Below are 13827 nucleotides of genomic sequence, written 5' to 3'. Positions count from 1 at the left end.
ATCGGCATCAAGGTCTGGGTCTACAAGGGCGACATGCTGGCCAACGGCGAATTGCCGCCGGAAACCGCTGCCCCGCGTGAAGAAGAACGCCGTCCGCGTCGCGCGCCGCGTGGCGATCGCCCCGATGGCGGTCGTCCCGGTCGTCCGGGTGGTCGTGGCCGTGGTCCCCGCAAGGCGGACGCGGCTCCGGCGCCTGAAGGAGAATAACCATGCTGCAACCCTCTCGCAGAAAATATCGCAAAGAGCAAAAGGGCCGCAACACCGGACTGGCCACGCGCGGCACTCACGTGTCGTTTGGCGAATTCGGCCTGAAGGCTACCGGCCGCGGCCGCCTGACCGCTCGTCAAATCGAAGCGGCCCGTCGTGCCATCAACCGTCACATCAAGCGTGGCGGCCGTATCTGGATCCGCATTTTCCCGGATAAGCCGATCTCGCAAAAGCCTGCCGAAGTCCGGATGGGTAACGGTAAAGGTAACCCGGAGTACTGGGTCGCCGAGATCCAACCCGGCAAGGTGCTCTACGAAATGGAAGGTGTCAGCGAAGAGCTGGCGCGCGAGGCGTTCCGCCTGGCCGCCGCCAAGCTGCCGATCTCGACCACGTTCGTCGCGCGTCATATCGGTGCTTAAGGAGTACACAATGAAAGCTAGCGAACTCCGTTCGAAAGACGCCGCCGAGCTCGGCAAAGAGCTCGAGAGCCTGCTGAAGGCCCAATTCGGTCTGCGTATGCAGAAGGCCACGCAGCAGCTTGCCAATACCAGCCAACTGCGCAACGTGCGTCGCGACATCGCGCGCGTGCGTACCTTGCTGACCGAGAAGGCAGGGAAATAAACATGAGCGAAACTCAAAACACTCAAGCCAAGCGCCAGCGCACGCTGGTCGGCAAGGTCGTCAGCAACAAGATGGACAAGACCGTCGTCGTTCTGGTTGAACGCCGCGTCAAGCACCCCATCTATGGCAAGATCGTCATGCGTTCGGCGAAGTACAAGGCGCACGATGAATCGAACCAGTACAACGAAGGCGACACCGTCGAAATCGCGGAAGGCCGTCCGATCTCGCGTTCCAAGTCCTGGAGCGTGGTTCGCCTGGTCGAAGCGGTGCGCATCATCTAATTGATGCCAGCCGGGGCGGCGCGCCGCCCTGACATGAAAACGGCAAGGATTGCTCCTTGCCGTTTTTTTTTGCTTGCCGCTGTTGTGAGGCTGACCCGCCAGTCCCTGCGCTAGAAACAGGTGTCGCCGAAGCGGGGACGCCGCGGAGCCGGCTTTGCCGGTCCGCCAGCGTCGCCCCCCTGGGGGGGAAGCGCGCAGCGCTTCGGGGGGGAGCCTACCTACACATGCGTGATGAACTTGGTGACCAGATAGCCTTCGAAGGTTTCCAGCCCGCCTTCACTGCCGATGCCGCTGTCCTTGATGCCGCCGAACGGCGTCTCGGCCAGCGCGCTGCCGAAATGGTTGATGTTGACCATGCCGGCTTCCAGCCCGTTGCTGACCGTGGTGGCGGTCTGCAGCGAATTGGTGAACACGTACGACGACAGGCCGAAGGGCAGGCTGTTGGCGCGGCGCAGGACCTCGTCGGTTTCCTTGAAGCGCACCACCGGCGCCACCGGGCCGAAGGGTTCTTCGGTCATCAGCATGGAGTCGTCGGGCAGATCGGTAACCACGGTGGGCGAAAAGAAGAAACCCTTGCGGTCCAGCGGTTCGCCGCCCAGGGCGATTTTGCCGCCGTGCTTCTTGGCGTCTTCCACGAACTTGCTCATGGTGGGCACGCGGCGTTCGTGCGCCAGCGGGCCCATCTGGGTGCCGTCTTCCAGGCCGTCGCCCACCTTGACGCCCTTGAGCACTTCGGTAAAGCGGGCCAGGAACTGCTCGTAGGCGCCTTCCTGCACATAGAAGCGGGTGGGCGACACGCACACCTGGCCGGCGTTGCGGATCTTGAACTTGGCCAGCATCTCGGCGGCGCGGCCGATATCGGCATCATCGAACACCAGCACGGGCGAATGGCCGCCCAGTTCCATGGTGACGCGCTTCATGTGGGCGCCGGCCAGCGCGGCCAGTTGCTTGCCCACCGGCACCGAGCCCGTGAACGACACCTTGCGCACGATAGGCGAACGGATCAGGTAGTCGGAAACCTTGGCCGGCTCGCCCCAGACGATGTTCAGGCAGCCCTTGGGCAGGCCGGCATCGTGAAACATGCGCGCAATGGCCATAACCGCGCTGGGGGAGTCTTCGGGGCCCTTCAGGATGACCGTGCAGCCGGCGCCCAGTGCAGCGGCGATTTTGCGGATGGCCTGGTTATAAGGAAAGTTCCAGGGCGTGAAGGCGGCGCACACGCCGATGGGTTCGCGCACCACGAACTGGCGCACGTTCGGGTTGCGCGGAGGGATGACGCGTCCGTAGATGCGGCGGCATTCTTCCGCGTGCCAGTCGGCGTGCTCGGCGCAGGACGTGATTTCGCCCACGGATTCCGCCAGCGGCTTGCCCTGGTCCAGCGTCATGTTGCGGCCGATTTCCTTGGCGCGCTCGCGCGACAGCGAGGCGACCTTGCGCAGGATGGCCGAGCGCTCCATGGGCGAGCTGTGCTTCCATGACTCGAAGGCCCGCTGCGCGGAGGCCAGCGCGCGGTCCAGGTCGGCTTCGGTAGCGTGCGGCAGCTGGCCCAGTACTTCCAGCGTGGCCGGATTGATGACGTCCTGGGTGCGCCGGCCCTCGCCGGTCAGGAATTCACCGTCGATATACAGCGCCAACTGTTCATACATGCCTGAGTTCCTTGCGAAAGGGGTGGGAATAGCAGTGAAAAGACCTATCAGTCTAAACCAGCTTGCGCCACGGTGCTTGGGCCACTGGGCGCAGATTGGCCGGTGCCAATCGGCTGCGGCGCGAGAAAATAAGTGACGCATCAACTGCCGGCTGGCGGCCGATAATCGCGGATGTGTTGCGCCGCAACCATGCCTTGGGGCGCCGGCAATAAAATACTTGCAGGACAGGGCTTGCGTCTTTCTGGGGCGCGGGGTAGAATGATCAGCTTTCCCGAGTAGTCTTTGCTTATTCAGTGCAGGTCTTGTGGGTTGCCGCAAGGCCGGGGCTTCTGGCAAGGGTTCGGGGAAAAGTATCCGCAGGATTTCAACCCAGGGTCGCTGCAATGCCTTTGAGGATTGTCCTCAAAGCGTTTGGCGGACCTGACGGGACCAAAACTGGCGGGAAGTGCAGGGTTCTCAGCTCGGGAAACTGCAGTTCCGGTTAAGTTGGAACAGGAAAAATCATGATCCAAATGCAGACCACGCTGGACGTGGCCGACAACACCGGTGCGCGCGCTGTCATGTGCATCAAGGTGCTCGGTGGCTCCAAGCGCCGTTATGCCGGTATCGGCGACATCATCAAGGTGAGCGTCAAAGATGCAGCCCCGCGCGGCCGCGTCAAGAAAGGCGAAATCTACAACGCCGTGGTGGTTCGCACCGCCAAGGGCGTGCGCCGCAAAGACGGTTCGCTGATCCGCTTCGGTGGCAATGCCGCCGTGTTGCTCAACGCCAAGCTGGAGCCCATCGGCACCCGCATCTTCGGACCCGTTACGCGTGAACTGCGTACCGAGAAGTTCATGAAGATCGTGTCGCTGGCCCCCGAAGTGCTGTAAGGAGCCCTCGATGAACAACATCCGTAAAGGCGACGAAGTCATCGTCCTGACCGGCCGCGACAAGAAGCGTCGCGGTACCGTGCTGGCGCGCGTCGATGCCGACCACGTCCTGGTCGAGGGCGTCAACGTCGTCAAGAAGCACGTGAAGGCCAATCCCATGGCCAACAACCCCGGCGGCATCGTCGAAAAGACCCTGCCGATCCACATCTCGAACGTGGCGCTGTTCAACCCCGCCACGGGCAAGGGTGATCGCGTCGGTGTCAAGGAAGTCGACGGCCGCAAGGTTCGCGTGTTCCGTTCCAATGGTGCCGTTGTCGGCGCCAAGGCGTAAGGGGCGACAGACATGTCTCGTTTGCAAGATTTCTACAAAAGCAAGGTTGCTCCCGACCTGCAAGCCAAGTTTGGCTACAAGAGCCTGATGGAAGTGCCGCGCATCACCAAGGTCACCCTGAACATGGGTGTCTCGGAAGCCGTCGCCGACAAGAAGGTCATTGAGCACGCCGTGGCCGACCTGGCCAAGATCGCCGGTCAGAAGCCCGTCGTGACCAAGACCCGCAAGGCTATCGCTGGTTTCAAGATCCGCGAAAACTACCCGATCGGTTGCATGGTCACGCTGCGCGGTCAACGCATGTACGAATTCCTGGATCGCCTGGTGGCGGTTGCGCTGCCCCGCGTGCGCGACTTCCGCGGCATCTCGGGCCGTGCGTTCGACGGCCGCGGCAACTATAACGTCGGTGTGAAAGAGCAGATCATTTTCCCCGAAATCGAGTACGACAAGATCGACGCGCTGCGTGGGCTGAACATCAGCATCACCACCACCGCCAAGACCGACGACGAAGCCAAGGCGCTGCTGACCGCCTTCAGCTTTCCGTTCCGTAACTAAGAGGCTGATGACGTGGCTAAACTTTCCCTCATCAATCGCGACATCAAGCGCGCCAAGCTGGCTGACAAGTATGCCGCCAAGCGCGCCGAACTGAAGGCGATCATCGACGACCAGTCGAAGTCCGACGAAGAACGTTACCAAGCTCGGCTGAAGCTGCAACAACTGCCGCGCAATGCCAACCCGACGCGCCAGCGCAATCGCTGCGTCGTCACGGGCCGTCCGCGCGGCGTCTTCCGCAAGTTTGGGCTGACCCGCCACAAACTGCGTGAAATGGCGATGAACGGGGAAATCCCGGGCGTCACCAAGGCCAGCTGGTAGGAGAATAAACATGAGCATGAGCGATCCCATCGCCGATATGCTGACTCGCATTCGCAATGCGCAGCAAGTAGACAAAGTTACGGTGAGCATGCCCTCCTCGAAGCTGAAAGCGGCCATCGCCGCCGTGCTGCGGGACGAAGGCTACATCGACAGCTTTGAAGTCAAGGGTACGCAGGCCAAGCCTGAGCTGGAACTCACCCTGAAGTACTACGCCGGCCGTCCGGTCATCGAGCGCATCGAACGCGTTTCGCGCCCCGGCCTGCGTATCTACAAGGGCCGCACCAGCATTCCTCAGGTCATGAACGGCCTGGGCGTGGCCATTGTTTCGACTTCGCGTGGCGTCATGACCGACCGCAAGGCCCGTGCCAACGGCGTCGGCGGCGAAGTCCTGTGCTACGTGGCCTAAGGAGAAACTCTAATGTCACGTATCGCTAAATATCCGGTCGAACTGCCCAAGGGTGTTGAAGCCAACATCCAGCAAGACCAGATTACCGTCAAGGGCCCGCTGGGCACCCTGAGCCAACCGCTGACAGGCGACGTTACCGTCGCGCAGGACGATGGCAAGCTGACGTTCGTTGCCGCCAACGACTCGCGCCATGCTGGCGCCATGTCGGGCACCGTGCGCGCCCTGGTGGCCAATATGGTTGCCGGTGTGAGCAAGGGCTTCGAGCGCAAGCTGAACCTGGTTGGCGTGGGTTACCGCGCGCAAATCCAGGGTGATGCTGTCAAGCTGCAGCTGGGCTTCTCGCACGACATCGTGCACAAGCTGCCCGCCGGCGTGAAGGCCGAATGCCCCACCCAGACGGAAATCGTCATCAAGGGCTCCAACAAGCAAGTCGTCGGTCAGGTGGCCGCTGAAATCCGCGCCTATCGCGAACCCGAACCCTACAAGGGCAAGGGCGTGCGCTATGCGGACGAGCGCGTCGTCATCAAAGAAACCAAGAAGAAATAACGGCGCACGCAAGGACGAATCATGGACAAAAAAGTTTCCCGTTTGCGTCGTGCGGTTCCTACCCGCCGGAAAATTTCCGAGTTGCGCGTGCATCGCCTCTCGATTTTCCGCTCGAACCTGCACATCTACGCCAACATCATTTCGCCGGAAGGCGATCGCGTGCTGGTCAGCGCTTCGACGCTGGAACCCGAAGTGCGTGCGCAACTGGCCGGCCAAACCGGCCAGGGCGGCAATACCGCCGCTGCCACGCTGGTGGGCAAGCGCGTTGCCGAAAAGGCCAAGGCCGCCGGTATCGAGCTGGTTGCCTTCGATCGCTCGGGCTTTCGTTACCATGGCCGCGTGAAGGCGCTGGCCGATGCCGCGCGCGAAGCCGGCCTGAAGTTCTAAGCGAGGATCTGTCAAATGGCTAAAGTACAAGGCAAAGGCGCCGCGGAAAAAGAGAACGACGACGGCCTGCGCGAAAAGATGATCGCGGTCAACCGCGTCAGCAAGGTGGTGAAGGGTGGTCGTACCATGAGCTTCGCCGCGCTGACCGTGGTGGGCGACGGCGACGGCCGCATCGGCATGGGCAAGGGCAAGGCGCGCGAAGTGCCGGTGTCCGTCCAGAAAGCCATGGAACAAGCCCGTCGCGGCATGTTCAAGGTTGCTCTGAAGAACGGCACCCTGCATCACACCGTGGTGGGCAAGCATGGCGCCTCCACCGTGCTGATCTCGCCCGCCGCCGAAGGTACCGGCGTGATTGCCGGCGGCCCGATGCGCGCGATCTTCGAAGTGATGGGTGTGCGTAACGTGGTTGCCAAGAGCCTCGGCTCCAGCAATCCCTACAACCTGGTCCGTGCCACGCTGAACGGCCTGCGCGCTTCCCTGACTCCGTCGGAAGTCGCTGCCAAGCGCGGCAAGACCGTCGAAGAAATCCTGGGGTAAATCATGGCTCAGAAGCAGATTAAAGTTACCCTCGTGCGCTCGGTGATCGGCACCAAGCAGTCCCATCGCGACACCGTGCGCGGCCTGGGCCTGCGCCGCATCAACAGCAGCAGCGTTCTGGTCGACACGCCCGAGGTGCGCGGGATGATCCGCAAGGTGGATTATCTCGTGTCCGTCTCGGAAGCCTAAGGAATCACGATGTCGGATATTCAACTCAATTCGCTGAAGCCCGCCGAGGGCGCCAAGCACGCCAAGCGCCGCGTCGGCCGTGGCATCGGTTCGGGCCTGGGTAAAACCGCCGGCCGTGGTCACAAGGGCCAGAAGTCGCGTTCGGGCGGTTTCCACAAGGTTGGCTTCGAAGGCGGCCAGATGCCGCTGCAGCGTCGTCTGCCCAAGCGCGGTTTCACGCCGCTGGGCCAGCACCTGTACGCCGAAGTCCGCCTGTCGGACCTGCAAGCCCTGCCCGTCGACGAAATCGACGTGCAAGTACTGAAGGCTGCGGGCGTGGTTGGCCAGGCGGTTCGCTACGCCAAGGTCATCAAGTCGGGCGAACTGTCGCGCAAAGTGACGCTCAAGGGCATCACCGCGACGGCCGGCGCCCGCGCCGCTATCGAAGCCGCAGGCGGCTCGCTTGCTTGATTGCGAGGTAACACGTGGCTAACGCACAGGCACTGGGCAAAACCGGAGCGCGGTACGGCGACTTGAAACGCCGTCTCGTGTTCCTGGTGCTCGCCCTGGTGGTTTACCGCCTGGGTACGCATATCCCTGTTCCGGGCATCAACCCGGACGCGCTGGCGGACTTGTTCCGCCAGAACCAGGGAGGGATCCTGGGCCTGTTCAACATGTTCTCGGGCGGCGCCTTGTCGCGCTTTTCGATCTTCGCCCTGGGCATCATGCCGTACATCTCTGCATCGATCATCATGCAGCTGATGTCGGTGGTGGTGCCCTCGCTGGAAGCCCTCAAGAAAGAGGGCGAGGCCGGCCGCCGCAAGATCACCCAATACACCCGCTATGGCACGGTCGTGCTGGCGCTGGTGCAGGCGGTGGGTATTTCGGTGGCGCTGGAATCCCAGCCGGGCTTGGTCATCGATCCGGGCATGTTGTTCCGCTTCACCACTGTCGTCACCCTGCTGACCGGCACCATGTTCATCATGTGGCTGGGCGAGCAGATCACCGAGCGTGGTCTGGGCAATGGCATCTCTATCCTGATTTTCGCCGGTATCGTGGCGGGCCTGCCCTCGGCTCTGGCCGGGCTGCTTGACCTGGTGCGTACCAACGCGATGTCGGTGCCGTCGGCGCTGTTCATCGTGGCGCTGGTGGTGCTGGTTACCGCTTTCGTGGTGTTCGTGGAACGCGGGCAGCGCAAAATCACGGTGAACTATGCCAAGCGCCAGGTGGGCAACAAGATTTACGGTGGCCAAAGCTCGCACCTGCCCCTGAAGGTGAACATGGCCGGGGTGATTCCGCCGATCTTCGCATCGTCGATCATCCTGTTCCCGGCCACGATCACCAGCTGGTTCTCGACCGGCGACAGCATGCTGTGGTTGCGCGACCTGGCGGCGGCACTCGAGCCCCGTCAACCGCTCTACATCACGCTGTATTCGGCCGCGATCATTTTCTTCTGCTTTTTCTATACGGCTCTGGTGTTCAACAGCCGCGAAACGGCAGACAACCTGAAGAAAAGCGGTGCTTTCGTTCCGGGCATCCGTCCGGGCGAGCAAACGGCGCGTTACATCGACAAGATTCTGATGCGCTTGACGCTGGTGGGTGCGCTGTACATCACCCTGGTGTGTTTGCTGCCTGAGTTCCTGGTAATGCGCTGGAATGTACCGTTTTATTTTGGTGGCACGTCCTTGTTGATCATCGTGGTGGTAACCATGGACTTCATGGCGCAGGTTCAGGCGTACATGATGTCTCACCAGTACGATTCGCTGCTGAAGAAGGCGAACTTCAAGGGTGGTTCCTCGGGTTTGCCCATGCGGTAGCAGAAGAGAATGTCCAAGGACGACGTCATCCAGATGCAAGGCGAGGTTCTCGAGAACCTCCCCAACGCGACTTTTCGCGTCAAGCTCGAAAACGGCCACGTGGTGTTAGGCCATATTTCCGGCAAGATGCGTATGCATTACATCCGGATTTTGCCGGGCGACAAGGTCACTGTGGAGCTCACGCCCTATGACCTTACGCGGGCAAGAATAGTTTTCCGCTCGAAGTGAGCGGCCGGATTACGGAAAATTAGGAGTCAACCATGAAAGTAATGGCATCGGTTAAGCGGATTTGCCGCAACTGCAAAGTTATCAAACGTCACGGCGTGGTGCGCGTCATCTGCACCGACCCGCGTCATAAGCAGCGTCAAGGCTAACCCCGGTTAGCGACACGCAACGGATTTATTCAAGGAACAGTCATGGCCCGTATTGCTGGCATTAACATTCCGCCGCAACAGCACGCCGAAATCGGCCTGACCGCCATTTTTGGCATCGGTCGTACGCGCGCTCGCAAAATCTGCGAAGCAGCAAATGTACCCCTTACCAAAAAGGTCAAGGACCTGACCGACGCTGAACTGGAACGCATCCGCGAACATGTGGGTGTGTTCACGGTCGAGGGTGACCTGCGCCGCGAAGTGCAACTGTCGATCAAGCGCTTGATCGACCTGGGCACGTACCGCGGCATGCGTCACAAGCGCGGTTTGCCCGTGCGCGGCCAGCGCACTCGCACCAACGCCCGCACCCGCAAGGGACCGCGTCGTGCTGCTGCGTCCCTGAAGAAATAATCGAGGAACAGGATTATGGCGAAAGCTTCCACCAGCGGCGCTTCGCGCGTACGCAAAAAGGTCAAGAAGAACGTCTCGGACGGCATTGCGCACGTTCACGCGTCGTTCAACAACACCATCATCACCATCACCGACCGCCAGGGCAATGCCCTGTCGTGGGCGACTTCGGGTGGCGCAGGCTTCAAGGGCTCGCGCAAATCGACGCCGTTCGCCGCTCAGGTGGCTGCCGAAACGGCGGGCCGCGTGGCGCTGGAATACGGCATCAAGACCCTCGAAGTGCGCATCAAGGGCCCTGGCCCCGGTCGTGAATCGTCCGTGCGTGCTCTGAATGCGCTGGGCATCAAGATCTCGAGCATTGCCGATATCACGCCCGTGCCGCATAACGGCTGCCGTCCGCCGAAGCGTCGTCGTATCTAAAGGGAATCCACATGGCTCGTTATACTGGACCCAAATGCAAGCTCTCGCGCCGCGAGGGTACTGATCTGTTCCTGAAGAGCGCCCGCCGCTCGCTGGATTCCAAGTGCAAGCTGGATTCCAAGCCTGGCCAGCATGGCCGCACTTCGGGCGCCCGTACTTCCGACTACGGCCTGCAGCTGCGCGAAAAGCAAAAGCTCAAGCGCATGTACGGCGTGCTGGAAAAGCAATTCCGCAAGTACTTCGCTGAAGCCGAGCGCCGTCGTGGCAACACTGGCGAGACGCTGATCCAGCTGCTGGAATCGCGCCTGGACAACGTGGTGTACCGCATGGGCTTTGGCTCGACGCGTGCCGAGGCTCGCCAGCTGGTCAGCCACCGCGCCATCGAGCTGAACGGCCACACCGCCGACATCGCCTCGCTGATCGTGAAGGCCGGCGACGTGGTCACCGTGCGTGAAAAGGCCAAGAAGCAAGGCCGTATCCGCGAATCGCTCGACCTGGCTTCCAGCATCGGCATCCCCCAATGGGTGGAAGTCGATACGAACAAGATGGCCGGCACGTTCAAGTCGATGCCCGATCGCGCTGATGTCGCCCGCGACATCAACGAATCGATGGTCGTCGAACTGTACTCGCGCTAATCGCAGCAGGCGCGGCCCTGGTGGCCGCGTTGCCTGCATTGGGTACCCGATCGCAGGCGTCGCAATGGCCCGCTTCCGCAATTTTCGCGGGGCGGGCTTTGCGGTAAGTAACGAACGGCGTTTTTGCCGTGCTTTTTATTGTTTCCATCAGCCTTATCGGTGTAACGAACCGAGGGTATTGAAAAGGAATACTGTACATGTCCACTCAAGGTTTTCTGAAGCCGCGTTCCATTGAAGTCGAACCGGTCGGCACTCATCACGCCAAGATCGTGATGGAGCCGTTCGAGCGCGGCTACGGCCACACGCTGGGCAACGCCCTGCGCCGCATCCTGCTGTCTTCGATGACGGGCTATGCGCCTACCGAAGTGCAGATGACCGGCGTGGTGCACGAATATTCCACCATCCCCGGCGTGCGCGAAGATGTCGTCGACATCCTGCTGAACCTGAAGGGCGTGGTGTTCAAGCTGCACAACCGCGACGAAGTGACCCTGGTGCTGCGCAAGAATGGCGCGGGTACCGTGTCGGCCAGCGACATCGAACTGCCGCACGACGTCGAGATCGTCAACCCCGACCATCTCATCTGCAACCTGACCGAAGCCGGCAAGGTGGAAATGCAGATCAAGGTCGAGAAGGGCCGTGGCTACGTGCCGGGCAATGTGCGCGCGCTGTCGGAAGACCGCACCCACACCATCGGCCGCATCGTGCTGGACGCGTCGTTCAGCCCCGTGCGCCGTGTCAGCTATGCCGTCGAGAGCGCCCGCGTCGAGCAGCGTACCGACCTGGACAAGCTGGTGCTGGACATCGAAACCAATGGCGTGATCTCACCGGAAGAAGCGGTGCGCCAGTCGGCCCGCATCCTGATGGACCAGATCTCGGTGTTCGCGGCCCTGGAAGGCGCCGGCGATTCGTATGAAGCCCCGGTCCGCGGCACGCCGCAAATCGATCCGGTGTTGCTGCGCCCGGTCGACGACCTGGAACTGACGGTGCGTTCGGCCAACTGCCTGAAGGCCGAGAACATCTACTACATCGGCGACCTGATCCAGCGTACCGAGAACGAGCTGCTGAAGACCCCGAACCTGGGCCGCAAGTCGCTCAACGAGATCAAGGAAGTGCTGGCCGCACGCGGCCTGACCTTGGGCATGAAGCTGGAAAACTGGCCTCCTCTGGGTCTGGAACGGCCCTAAGGCCAGTTTCGGTGAAGGCCCGCAAGGGCCGGCCGAAACCAGAGTACGTTGAATTCAGATTGTCGTGAAAATTTTTCCACCGGACCGCGGCCTGGCAACAGGCCGATAGAAGACCCGGATAACCTGGCGGCCAAGTGCTGCCTTTAGATTCAAAAGGAACTTATCATGCGTCACGGTAATGGTCTGCGTAAGCTCAATCGTACGAGCAGCCACCGTCTTGCCATGTTTCGCAACATGGCCGTTTCGTTGATCACCCACGAAGCGATCAAGACCACGCTGCCCAAGGCGAAAGAACTGCGCCGTGTTGTTGAACCCCTGATTACCCTGGGCAAGGAACCCACTCTGGCGAACAAGCGCCTGGCGTTTGCGCGCCTGCGCGATCGCGATGCCGTGGTGAAGCTGTTTGCCGAAATCGGTCCGCGTTACGCGAACCGCAACGGTGGCTACACCCGCGTGCTGAAAATGGGCTTCCGCCAAGGCGACAATGCTCCCATGGCTTACATGGAACTGGTTGATCGTCCTGAAGTCGAGGAAACCGAGGCTGACAACGCTGCCGAATAATCCGGCCGGTGGATAAGCGCAAGGGCGGGCCTCAGGCCCGCCCTTGTTTTTTGGACAGGCGTTTTATTCCTGCGGGGATACGCCGCCCAGCGCCTGGCGCAGTTGCGCCGCCGTGGCGGCCAAGGCCTCGGCCGGTGCCTGGGGCGGCATCACGAATTGCAGGTTCTGTTGGGCGATGTAGTGCGTGGAGGTGACGTCGTGCGGATGGTGCATGGGGATCAGGTGCGCATGGGCGTGGGCCACATGGATGCCGGTGAACGCAAAGGCGACGCGCTCGACCTGGTATTCGGCCTTCATGGCGCTTGCGAGCCGCTGCCCAAGGGAAACGATGCGGCCGGCCAGGCCGGCCGGCATGTCCTCGAAGTACGGATAATGCTGCTTGGGAATCACCAGGGCATGGCCCGGGCGCACCGGCTGGATGTCCAGGAAGGCCAGGATGTCGTCGTCTTCGTGGATGACGTGGGCGGGGATCTGGTGCTGGGCGATACGGCAGAACAGGCAGGTATCCGACATGGCAACAGGGTCTCGGCAAGGTGGGGCGGGCGGCGCCGCGGGCAGTCCCGATAAAATACCCCATTCGACGCGGCGCGGGCCGCGTCCAAGGAGTAACCATGATGCGCGACGACGATATCGTGCTGATCATCAGCAACGCGCCCGACCTTCTGCTGGCCAAGCGTATCGCCCATGTCCTGGTTGAAGACGGGCTGGCCGCCTGTGTGAACCTTGGGGCGCCAATCCTGTCGATCTACTGTTGGCAGGGCGAGATCGAAGGCGCGGACGAAATCCCGATGTGGATCAAGACGTCCGCAGGCCGCCAGCAGGCGGTGGTGCAGGCCCTGGCCCGCCTGCACCCCTACGAGGTTCCTGAAATCATCGTGGTGCCGGTCATCGGCGGCAGCGAGCCCTACCTGGACTGGGTACGGCAGCAGTCCAAGGGTGAGCCGGCGTAGTGGCCGAGGCGTAAACAAGCCCAAGGGCAGCAGGCAACAAAGAGAATTCGATGCTTCAGTTCATGGTTCGCGGGCGGCATGCCTGGCATTACGGATGGGCTTGCCTGGTTCTGCTGGCGGTATGGGCGATGCTGGCCTGGCGGCCCGCGGCCGCATTGACGGAACAGGATTTCCTGCCGCCCGAGCAGGCGTTCGTGTTCAGCGCGGCGATGGCCAACTCCAGCACGCTGGAATTGCGCTACCGCATCGCCCCCGGCTACTACATGTACCGCGAGCGCTTCGGCCTGGTGGCGGCCCCCCAAGGCGCCGCCACCCTGGGCGAGGCCAGCTACCCGCAGGGCGAGGTCAAGTACGACCCCACCTTCGAAAAGAACATGGAGGTTTACCACCAGCAGGTGGTGATCGCGGTGCCGGTCAGCGGCAATCAGGCGTTCACGTTGACGGTTACCAGCCAGGGCTGCGCCGACGCGGGGCTGTGCTACCCCCCTGCCGATCACACCGTCAGGCTGACGCCGGTGGCGGGCGGCTACGCGGTGGACGGCGCGGCTGCGGCGGTCTTGCCTGGCGCGGCGTCCCCTGCCAAGGCTGCGCCGGATGCCGGCCTGGGCT

The 13827-nt window shown here is 61.9% G+C and carries 25 protein-coding genes and 1 pseudogene; 24 read left to right on the top strand and 2 right to left on the bottom strand.

Features of this window, described 5'->3' with window-relative positions; translation table 11 throughout:
* The 4 genes and pseudogenes from LPZ50_RS12965 to rpsQ form a co-directional block, all read left to right on the top strand.
* Positions 1-207: pseudogene (locus LPZ50_RS12965) on the top strand (30S ribosomal protein S3); the annotation flags it as partial.
* Between the two features lie 2 nt (positions 208-209).
* Complete coding sequence (gene rplP / locus LPZ50_RS12960; protein WP_006389610.1) at positions 210-626, top strand: 50S ribosomal protein L16; 417 nt, start codon at positions 210-212, stop codon at positions 624-626.
* A gap of 10 nt (positions 627-636) precedes the next feature.
* On the top strand, positions 637-828 hold the full coding sequence (gene rpmC / locus LPZ50_RS12955) for a 50S ribosomal protein L29 (protein WP_003806912.1): 192 nt from the start codon (positions 637-639) through the stop codon (positions 826-828).
* Positions 829-830: 2 nt separating this feature from the next.
* Positions 831-1109: a 30S ribosomal protein S17 gene (gene rpsQ, locus LPZ50_RS12950; protein ID WP_028355436.1), complete on the top strand. Its 279-nt coding sequence runs from the start codon at positions 831-833 to the stop codon at positions 1107-1109.
* Between the two features lie 218 nt (positions 1110-1327).
* On the opposite strand, the gene LPZ50_RS12945 is transcribed toward rpsQ, so the two are convergent.
* A complete protein-coding gene (locus LPZ50_RS12945) occupies positions 1328-2755 on the bottom strand; it encodes an NAD-dependent succinate-semialdehyde dehydrogenase (protein ID WP_230661894.1) in 1428 nt (475 codons plus the stop codon).
* A gap of 503 nt (positions 2756-3258) precedes the next feature.
* Between LPZ50_RS12945 and rplN the strand changes: the two genes are divergently transcribed.
* From rplN to rplQ, 18 genes are all read left to right on the top strand, one after another.
* Positions 3259-3627: a 50S ribosomal protein L14 gene (gene rplN / locus LPZ50_RS12940; RefSeq protein ID WP_005017313.1), complete on the top strand. Its 369-nt coding sequence runs from the start codon at positions 3259-3261 to the stop codon at positions 3625-3627.
* Positions 3628-3637: 10 nt separating this feature from the next.
* Positions 3638-3958 (top strand): 50S ribosomal protein L24, encoded by a 321-nt coding sequence (gene rplX, locus LPZ50_RS12935; RefSeq protein ID WP_012251758.1) that lies wholly within the window; start codon positions 3638-3640, stop codon positions 3956-3958.
* A 12-nt stretch (positions 3959-3970) separates the two neighbouring features.
* Complete coding sequence (gene rplE / locus LPZ50_RS12930) at positions 3971-4510, top strand: 50S ribosomal protein L5 (protein ID WP_230661893.1); 540 nt, start codon at positions 3971-3973, stop codon at positions 4508-4510.
* Between the two features lie 12 nt (positions 4511-4522).
* Positions 4523-4828: a 30S ribosomal protein S14 gene (gene rpsN, locus LPZ50_RS12925; protein WP_230661892.1), complete on the top strand. Its 306-nt coding sequence runs from the start codon at positions 4523-4525 to the stop codon at positions 4826-4828.
* A gap of 10 nt (positions 4829-4838) precedes the next feature.
* Positions 4839-5234 carry a 30S ribosomal protein S8 gene (gene rpsH, locus LPZ50_RS12920; protein WP_230661891.1) on the top strand — a complete coding sequence of 132 codons (396 nt, stop codon included), beginning with the start codon at positions 4839-4841 and terminating at the stop codon, positions 5232-5234.
* A 12-nt stretch (positions 5235-5246) separates the two neighbouring features.
* Positions 5247-5780: a 50S ribosomal protein L6 gene (gene rplF, locus LPZ50_RS12915; protein ID WP_230661890.1), complete on the top strand. Its 534-nt coding sequence runs from the start codon at positions 5247-5249 to the stop codon at positions 5778-5780.
* 21 nt (positions 5781-5801) lie between these two features.
* Entirely contained in the window at positions 5802-6167 is a 366-nt protein-coding gene (rplR, locus tag LPZ50_RS12910; protein ID WP_209154277.1) for a 50S ribosomal protein L18, read from the top strand.
* Positions 6168-6182: 15 nt separating this feature from the next.
* Positions 6183-6704 carry a 30S ribosomal protein S5 gene (gene rpsE, locus LPZ50_RS12905; RefSeq protein WP_230661889.1) on the top strand — a complete coding sequence of 174 codons (522 nt, stop codon included), beginning with the start codon at positions 6183-6185 and terminating at the stop codon, positions 6702-6704.
* A 3-nt stretch (positions 6705-6707) separates the two neighbouring features.
* The gene (gene rpmD / locus LPZ50_RS12900) at positions 6708-6893 is read left to right on the top strand and encodes a 50S ribosomal protein L30 (RefSeq protein WP_230661888.1); all 186 of its coding nucleotides are present in this window, start codon (positions 6708-6710) and stop codon (positions 6891-6893) included.
* A gap of 9 nt (positions 6894-6902) precedes the next feature.
* Complete coding sequence (gene rplO / locus LPZ50_RS12895) at positions 6903-7343, top strand: 50S ribosomal protein L15 (RefSeq protein ID WP_230661887.1); 441 nt, start codon at positions 6903-6905, stop codon at positions 7341-7343.
* Between the two features lie 14 nt (positions 7344-7357).
* Complete coding sequence (gene secY, locus LPZ50_RS12890; protein ID WP_230661886.1) at positions 7358-8689, top strand: preprotein translocase subunit SecY; 1332 nt, start codon at positions 7358-7360, stop codon at positions 8687-8689.
* A gap of 9 nt (positions 8690-8698) precedes the next feature.
* Complete coding sequence (gene infA / locus LPZ50_RS12885; RefSeq protein WP_003806927.1) at positions 8699-8917, top strand: translation initiation factor IF-1; 219 nt, start codon at positions 8699-8701, stop codon at positions 8915-8917.
* A 32-nt stretch (positions 8918-8949) separates the two neighbouring features.
* The gene (rpmJ, locus tag LPZ50_RS12880) at positions 8950-9063 is read left to right on the top strand and encodes a 50S ribosomal protein L36 (RefSeq protein ID WP_003806928.1); all 114 of its coding nucleotides are present in this window, start codon (positions 8950-8952) and stop codon (positions 9061-9063) included.
* A gap of 42 nt (positions 9064-9105) precedes the next feature.
* The gene (gene rpsM, locus LPZ50_RS12875) at positions 9106-9471 is read left to right on the top strand and encodes a 30S ribosomal protein S13 (protein WP_028355426.1); all 366 of its coding nucleotides are present in this window, start codon (positions 9106-9108) and stop codon (positions 9469-9471) included.
* A gap of 15 nt (positions 9472-9486) precedes the next feature.
* Positions 9487-9888, top strand: a complete 402-nt coding sequence (gene rpsK / locus LPZ50_RS12870; protein ID WP_006216516.1) for a 30S ribosomal protein S11 — start codon at positions 9487-9489, stop codon at positions 9886-9888.
* 11 nt (positions 9889-9899) lie between these two features.
* On the top strand, positions 9900-10523 hold the full coding sequence (gene rpsD / locus LPZ50_RS12865) for a 30S ribosomal protein S4 (protein ID WP_230661885.1): 624 nt from the start codon (positions 9900-9902) through the stop codon (positions 10521-10523).
* A 197-nt stretch (positions 10524-10720) separates the two neighbouring features.
* The gene (locus tag LPZ50_RS12860; RefSeq protein WP_230661884.1) at positions 10721-11707 is read left to right on the top strand and encodes a DNA-directed RNA polymerase subunit alpha; all 987 of its coding nucleotides are present in this window, start codon (positions 10721-10723) and stop codon (positions 11705-11707) included.
* A 165-nt stretch (positions 11708-11872) separates the two neighbouring features.
* On the top strand, positions 11873-12268 hold the full coding sequence (gene rplQ, locus LPZ50_RS12855) for a 50S ribosomal protein L17 (protein ID WP_230661883.1): 396 nt from the start codon (positions 11873-11875) through the stop codon (positions 12266-12268).
* Positions 12269-12331: 63 nt separating this feature from the next.
* On the opposite strand, the gene LPZ50_RS12850 is transcribed toward rplQ, so the two are convergent.
* Entirely contained in the window at positions 12332-12781 is a 450-nt protein-coding gene (locus LPZ50_RS12850) for an HIT family protein (RefSeq protein ID WP_230661882.1), read from the bottom strand.
* Positions 12782-12879: 98 nt separating this feature from the next.
* Between LPZ50_RS12850 and cutA the strand changes: the two genes are divergently transcribed.
* Both cutA and LPZ50_RS12840 read left to right on the top strand, forming a co-directional pair.
* The gene (gene cutA / locus LPZ50_RS12845) at positions 12880-13218 is read left to right on the top strand and encodes a divalent-cation tolerance protein CutA (protein ID WP_230661881.1); all 339 of its coding nucleotides are present in this window, start codon (positions 12880-12882) and stop codon (positions 13216-13218) included.
* Between the two features lie 50 nt (positions 13219-13268).
* A partial coding sequence (locus tag LPZ50_RS12840) for a protein-disulfide reductase DsbD N-terminal domain-containing protein (RefSeq protein WP_230661880.1) occupies positions 13269-13827 on the top strand: 559 nt, incomplete at its 3' end.

Origin of the sequence: Bordetella petrii, assembly GCF_020991325.1 — a bacterium.
Lineage (GTDB): Bacteria > Pseudomonadota > Gammaproteobacteria > Burkholderiales > Burkholderiaceae_B > Bordetella_A > Bordetella_A petrii_E.
Note: the sequence above shows the minus strand (reverse complement) of the source record. Positions and strands in the feature narration are given on the sequence as shown.

What these genes read in the sequence shown, in the direction of transcription:
- rpmD (WP_230661888.1), top strand. Translation starts at nt 6,708, where the DNA reads ATGGCTCAGAAGCAGATTAAAGTTACCCTCGTGCGCTCGGTGATCGGC.
- rplR (WP_209154277.1), top strand. Translation starts at nt 5,802, where the DNA reads ATGGACAAAAAAGTTTCCCGTTTGCGTCGTGCGGTTCCTACCCGCCGG.
- LPZ50_RS12945 (WP_230661894.1), bottom strand. Translation starts at nt 2,755, where the DNA reads ATGTATGAACAGTTGGCGCTGTATATCGACGGTGAATTCCTGACCGGC.
- rpsD (WP_230661885.1), top strand. Translation starts at nt 9,900, where the DNA reads ATGGCTCGTTATACTGGACCCAAATGCAAGCTCTCGCGCCGCGAGGGT.
- cutA (WP_230661881.1), top strand. Translation starts at nt 12,880, where the DNA reads ATGATGCGCGACGACGATATCGTGCTGATCATCAGCAACGCGCCCGAC.
- rplX (WP_012251758.1), top strand. Translation starts at nt 3,638, where the DNA reads ATGAACAACATCCGTAAAGGCGACGAAGTCATCGTCCTGACCGGCCGC.
- rplO (WP_230661887.1), top strand. Translation starts at nt 6,903, where the DNA reads ATGTCGGATATTCAACTCAATTCGCTGAAGCCCGCCGAGGGCGCCAAG.
- infA (WP_003806927.1), top strand. Translation starts at nt 8,699, where the DNA reads ATGTCCAAGGACGACGTCATCCAGATGCAAGGCGAGGTTCTCGAGAAC.
- LPZ50_RS12850 (WP_230661882.1), bottom strand. Translation starts at nt 12,781, where the DNA reads ATGTCGGATACCTGCCTGTTCTGCCGTATCGCCCAGCACCAGATCCCC.
- rplQ (WP_230661883.1), top strand. Translation starts at nt 11,873, where the DNA reads ATGCGTCACGGTAATGGTCTGCGTAAGCTCAATCGTACGAGCAGCCAC.
- rpsK (WP_006216516.1), top strand. Translation starts at nt 9,487, where the DNA reads ATGGCGAAAGCTTCCACCAGCGGCGCTTCGCGCGTACGCAAAAAGGTC.
- rpsQ (WP_028355436.1), top strand. Translation starts at nt 831, where the DNA reads ATGAGCGAAACTCAAAACACTCAAGCCAAGCGCCAGCGCACGCTGGTC.
- rpsH (WP_230661891.1), top strand. Translation starts at nt 4,839, where the DNA reads ATGAGCATGAGCGATCCCATCGCCGATATGCTGACTCGCATTCGCAAT.
- rpmC (WP_003806912.1), top strand. Translation starts at nt 637, where the DNA reads ATGAAAGCTAGCGAACTCCGTTCGAAAGACGCCGCCGAGCTCGGCAAA.
- rplF (WP_230661890.1), top strand. Translation starts at nt 5,247, where the DNA reads ATGTCACGTATCGCTAAATATCCGGTCGAACTGCCCAAGGGTGTTGAA.
- LPZ50_RS12860 (WP_230661884.1), top strand. Translation starts at nt 10,721, where the DNA reads ATGTCCACTCAAGGTTTTCTGAAGCCGCGTTCCATTGAAGTCGAACCG.
- rpsE (WP_230661889.1), top strand. Translation starts at nt 6,183, where the DNA reads ATGGCTAAAGTACAAGGCAAAGGCGCCGCGGAAAAAGAGAACGACGAC.
- rplE (WP_230661893.1), top strand. Translation starts at nt 3,971, where the DNA reads ATGTCTCGTTTGCAAGATTTCTACAAAAGCAAGGTTGCTCCCGACCTG.
- rplP (WP_006389610.1), top strand. Translation starts at nt 210, where the DNA reads ATGCTGCAACCCTCTCGCAGAAAATATCGCAAAGAGCAAAAGGGCCGC.
- rplN (WP_005017313.1), top strand. Translation starts at nt 3,259, where the DNA reads ATGATCCAAATGCAGACCACGCTGGACGTGGCCGACAACACCGGTGCG.
- rpsM (WP_028355426.1), top strand. Translation starts at nt 9,106, where the DNA reads ATGGCCCGTATTGCTGGCATTAACATTCCGCCGCAACAGCACGCCGAA.
- rpmJ (WP_003806928.1), top strand. Translation starts at nt 8,950, where the DNA reads ATGAAAGTAATGGCATCGGTTAAGCGGATTTGCCGCAACTGCAAAGTT.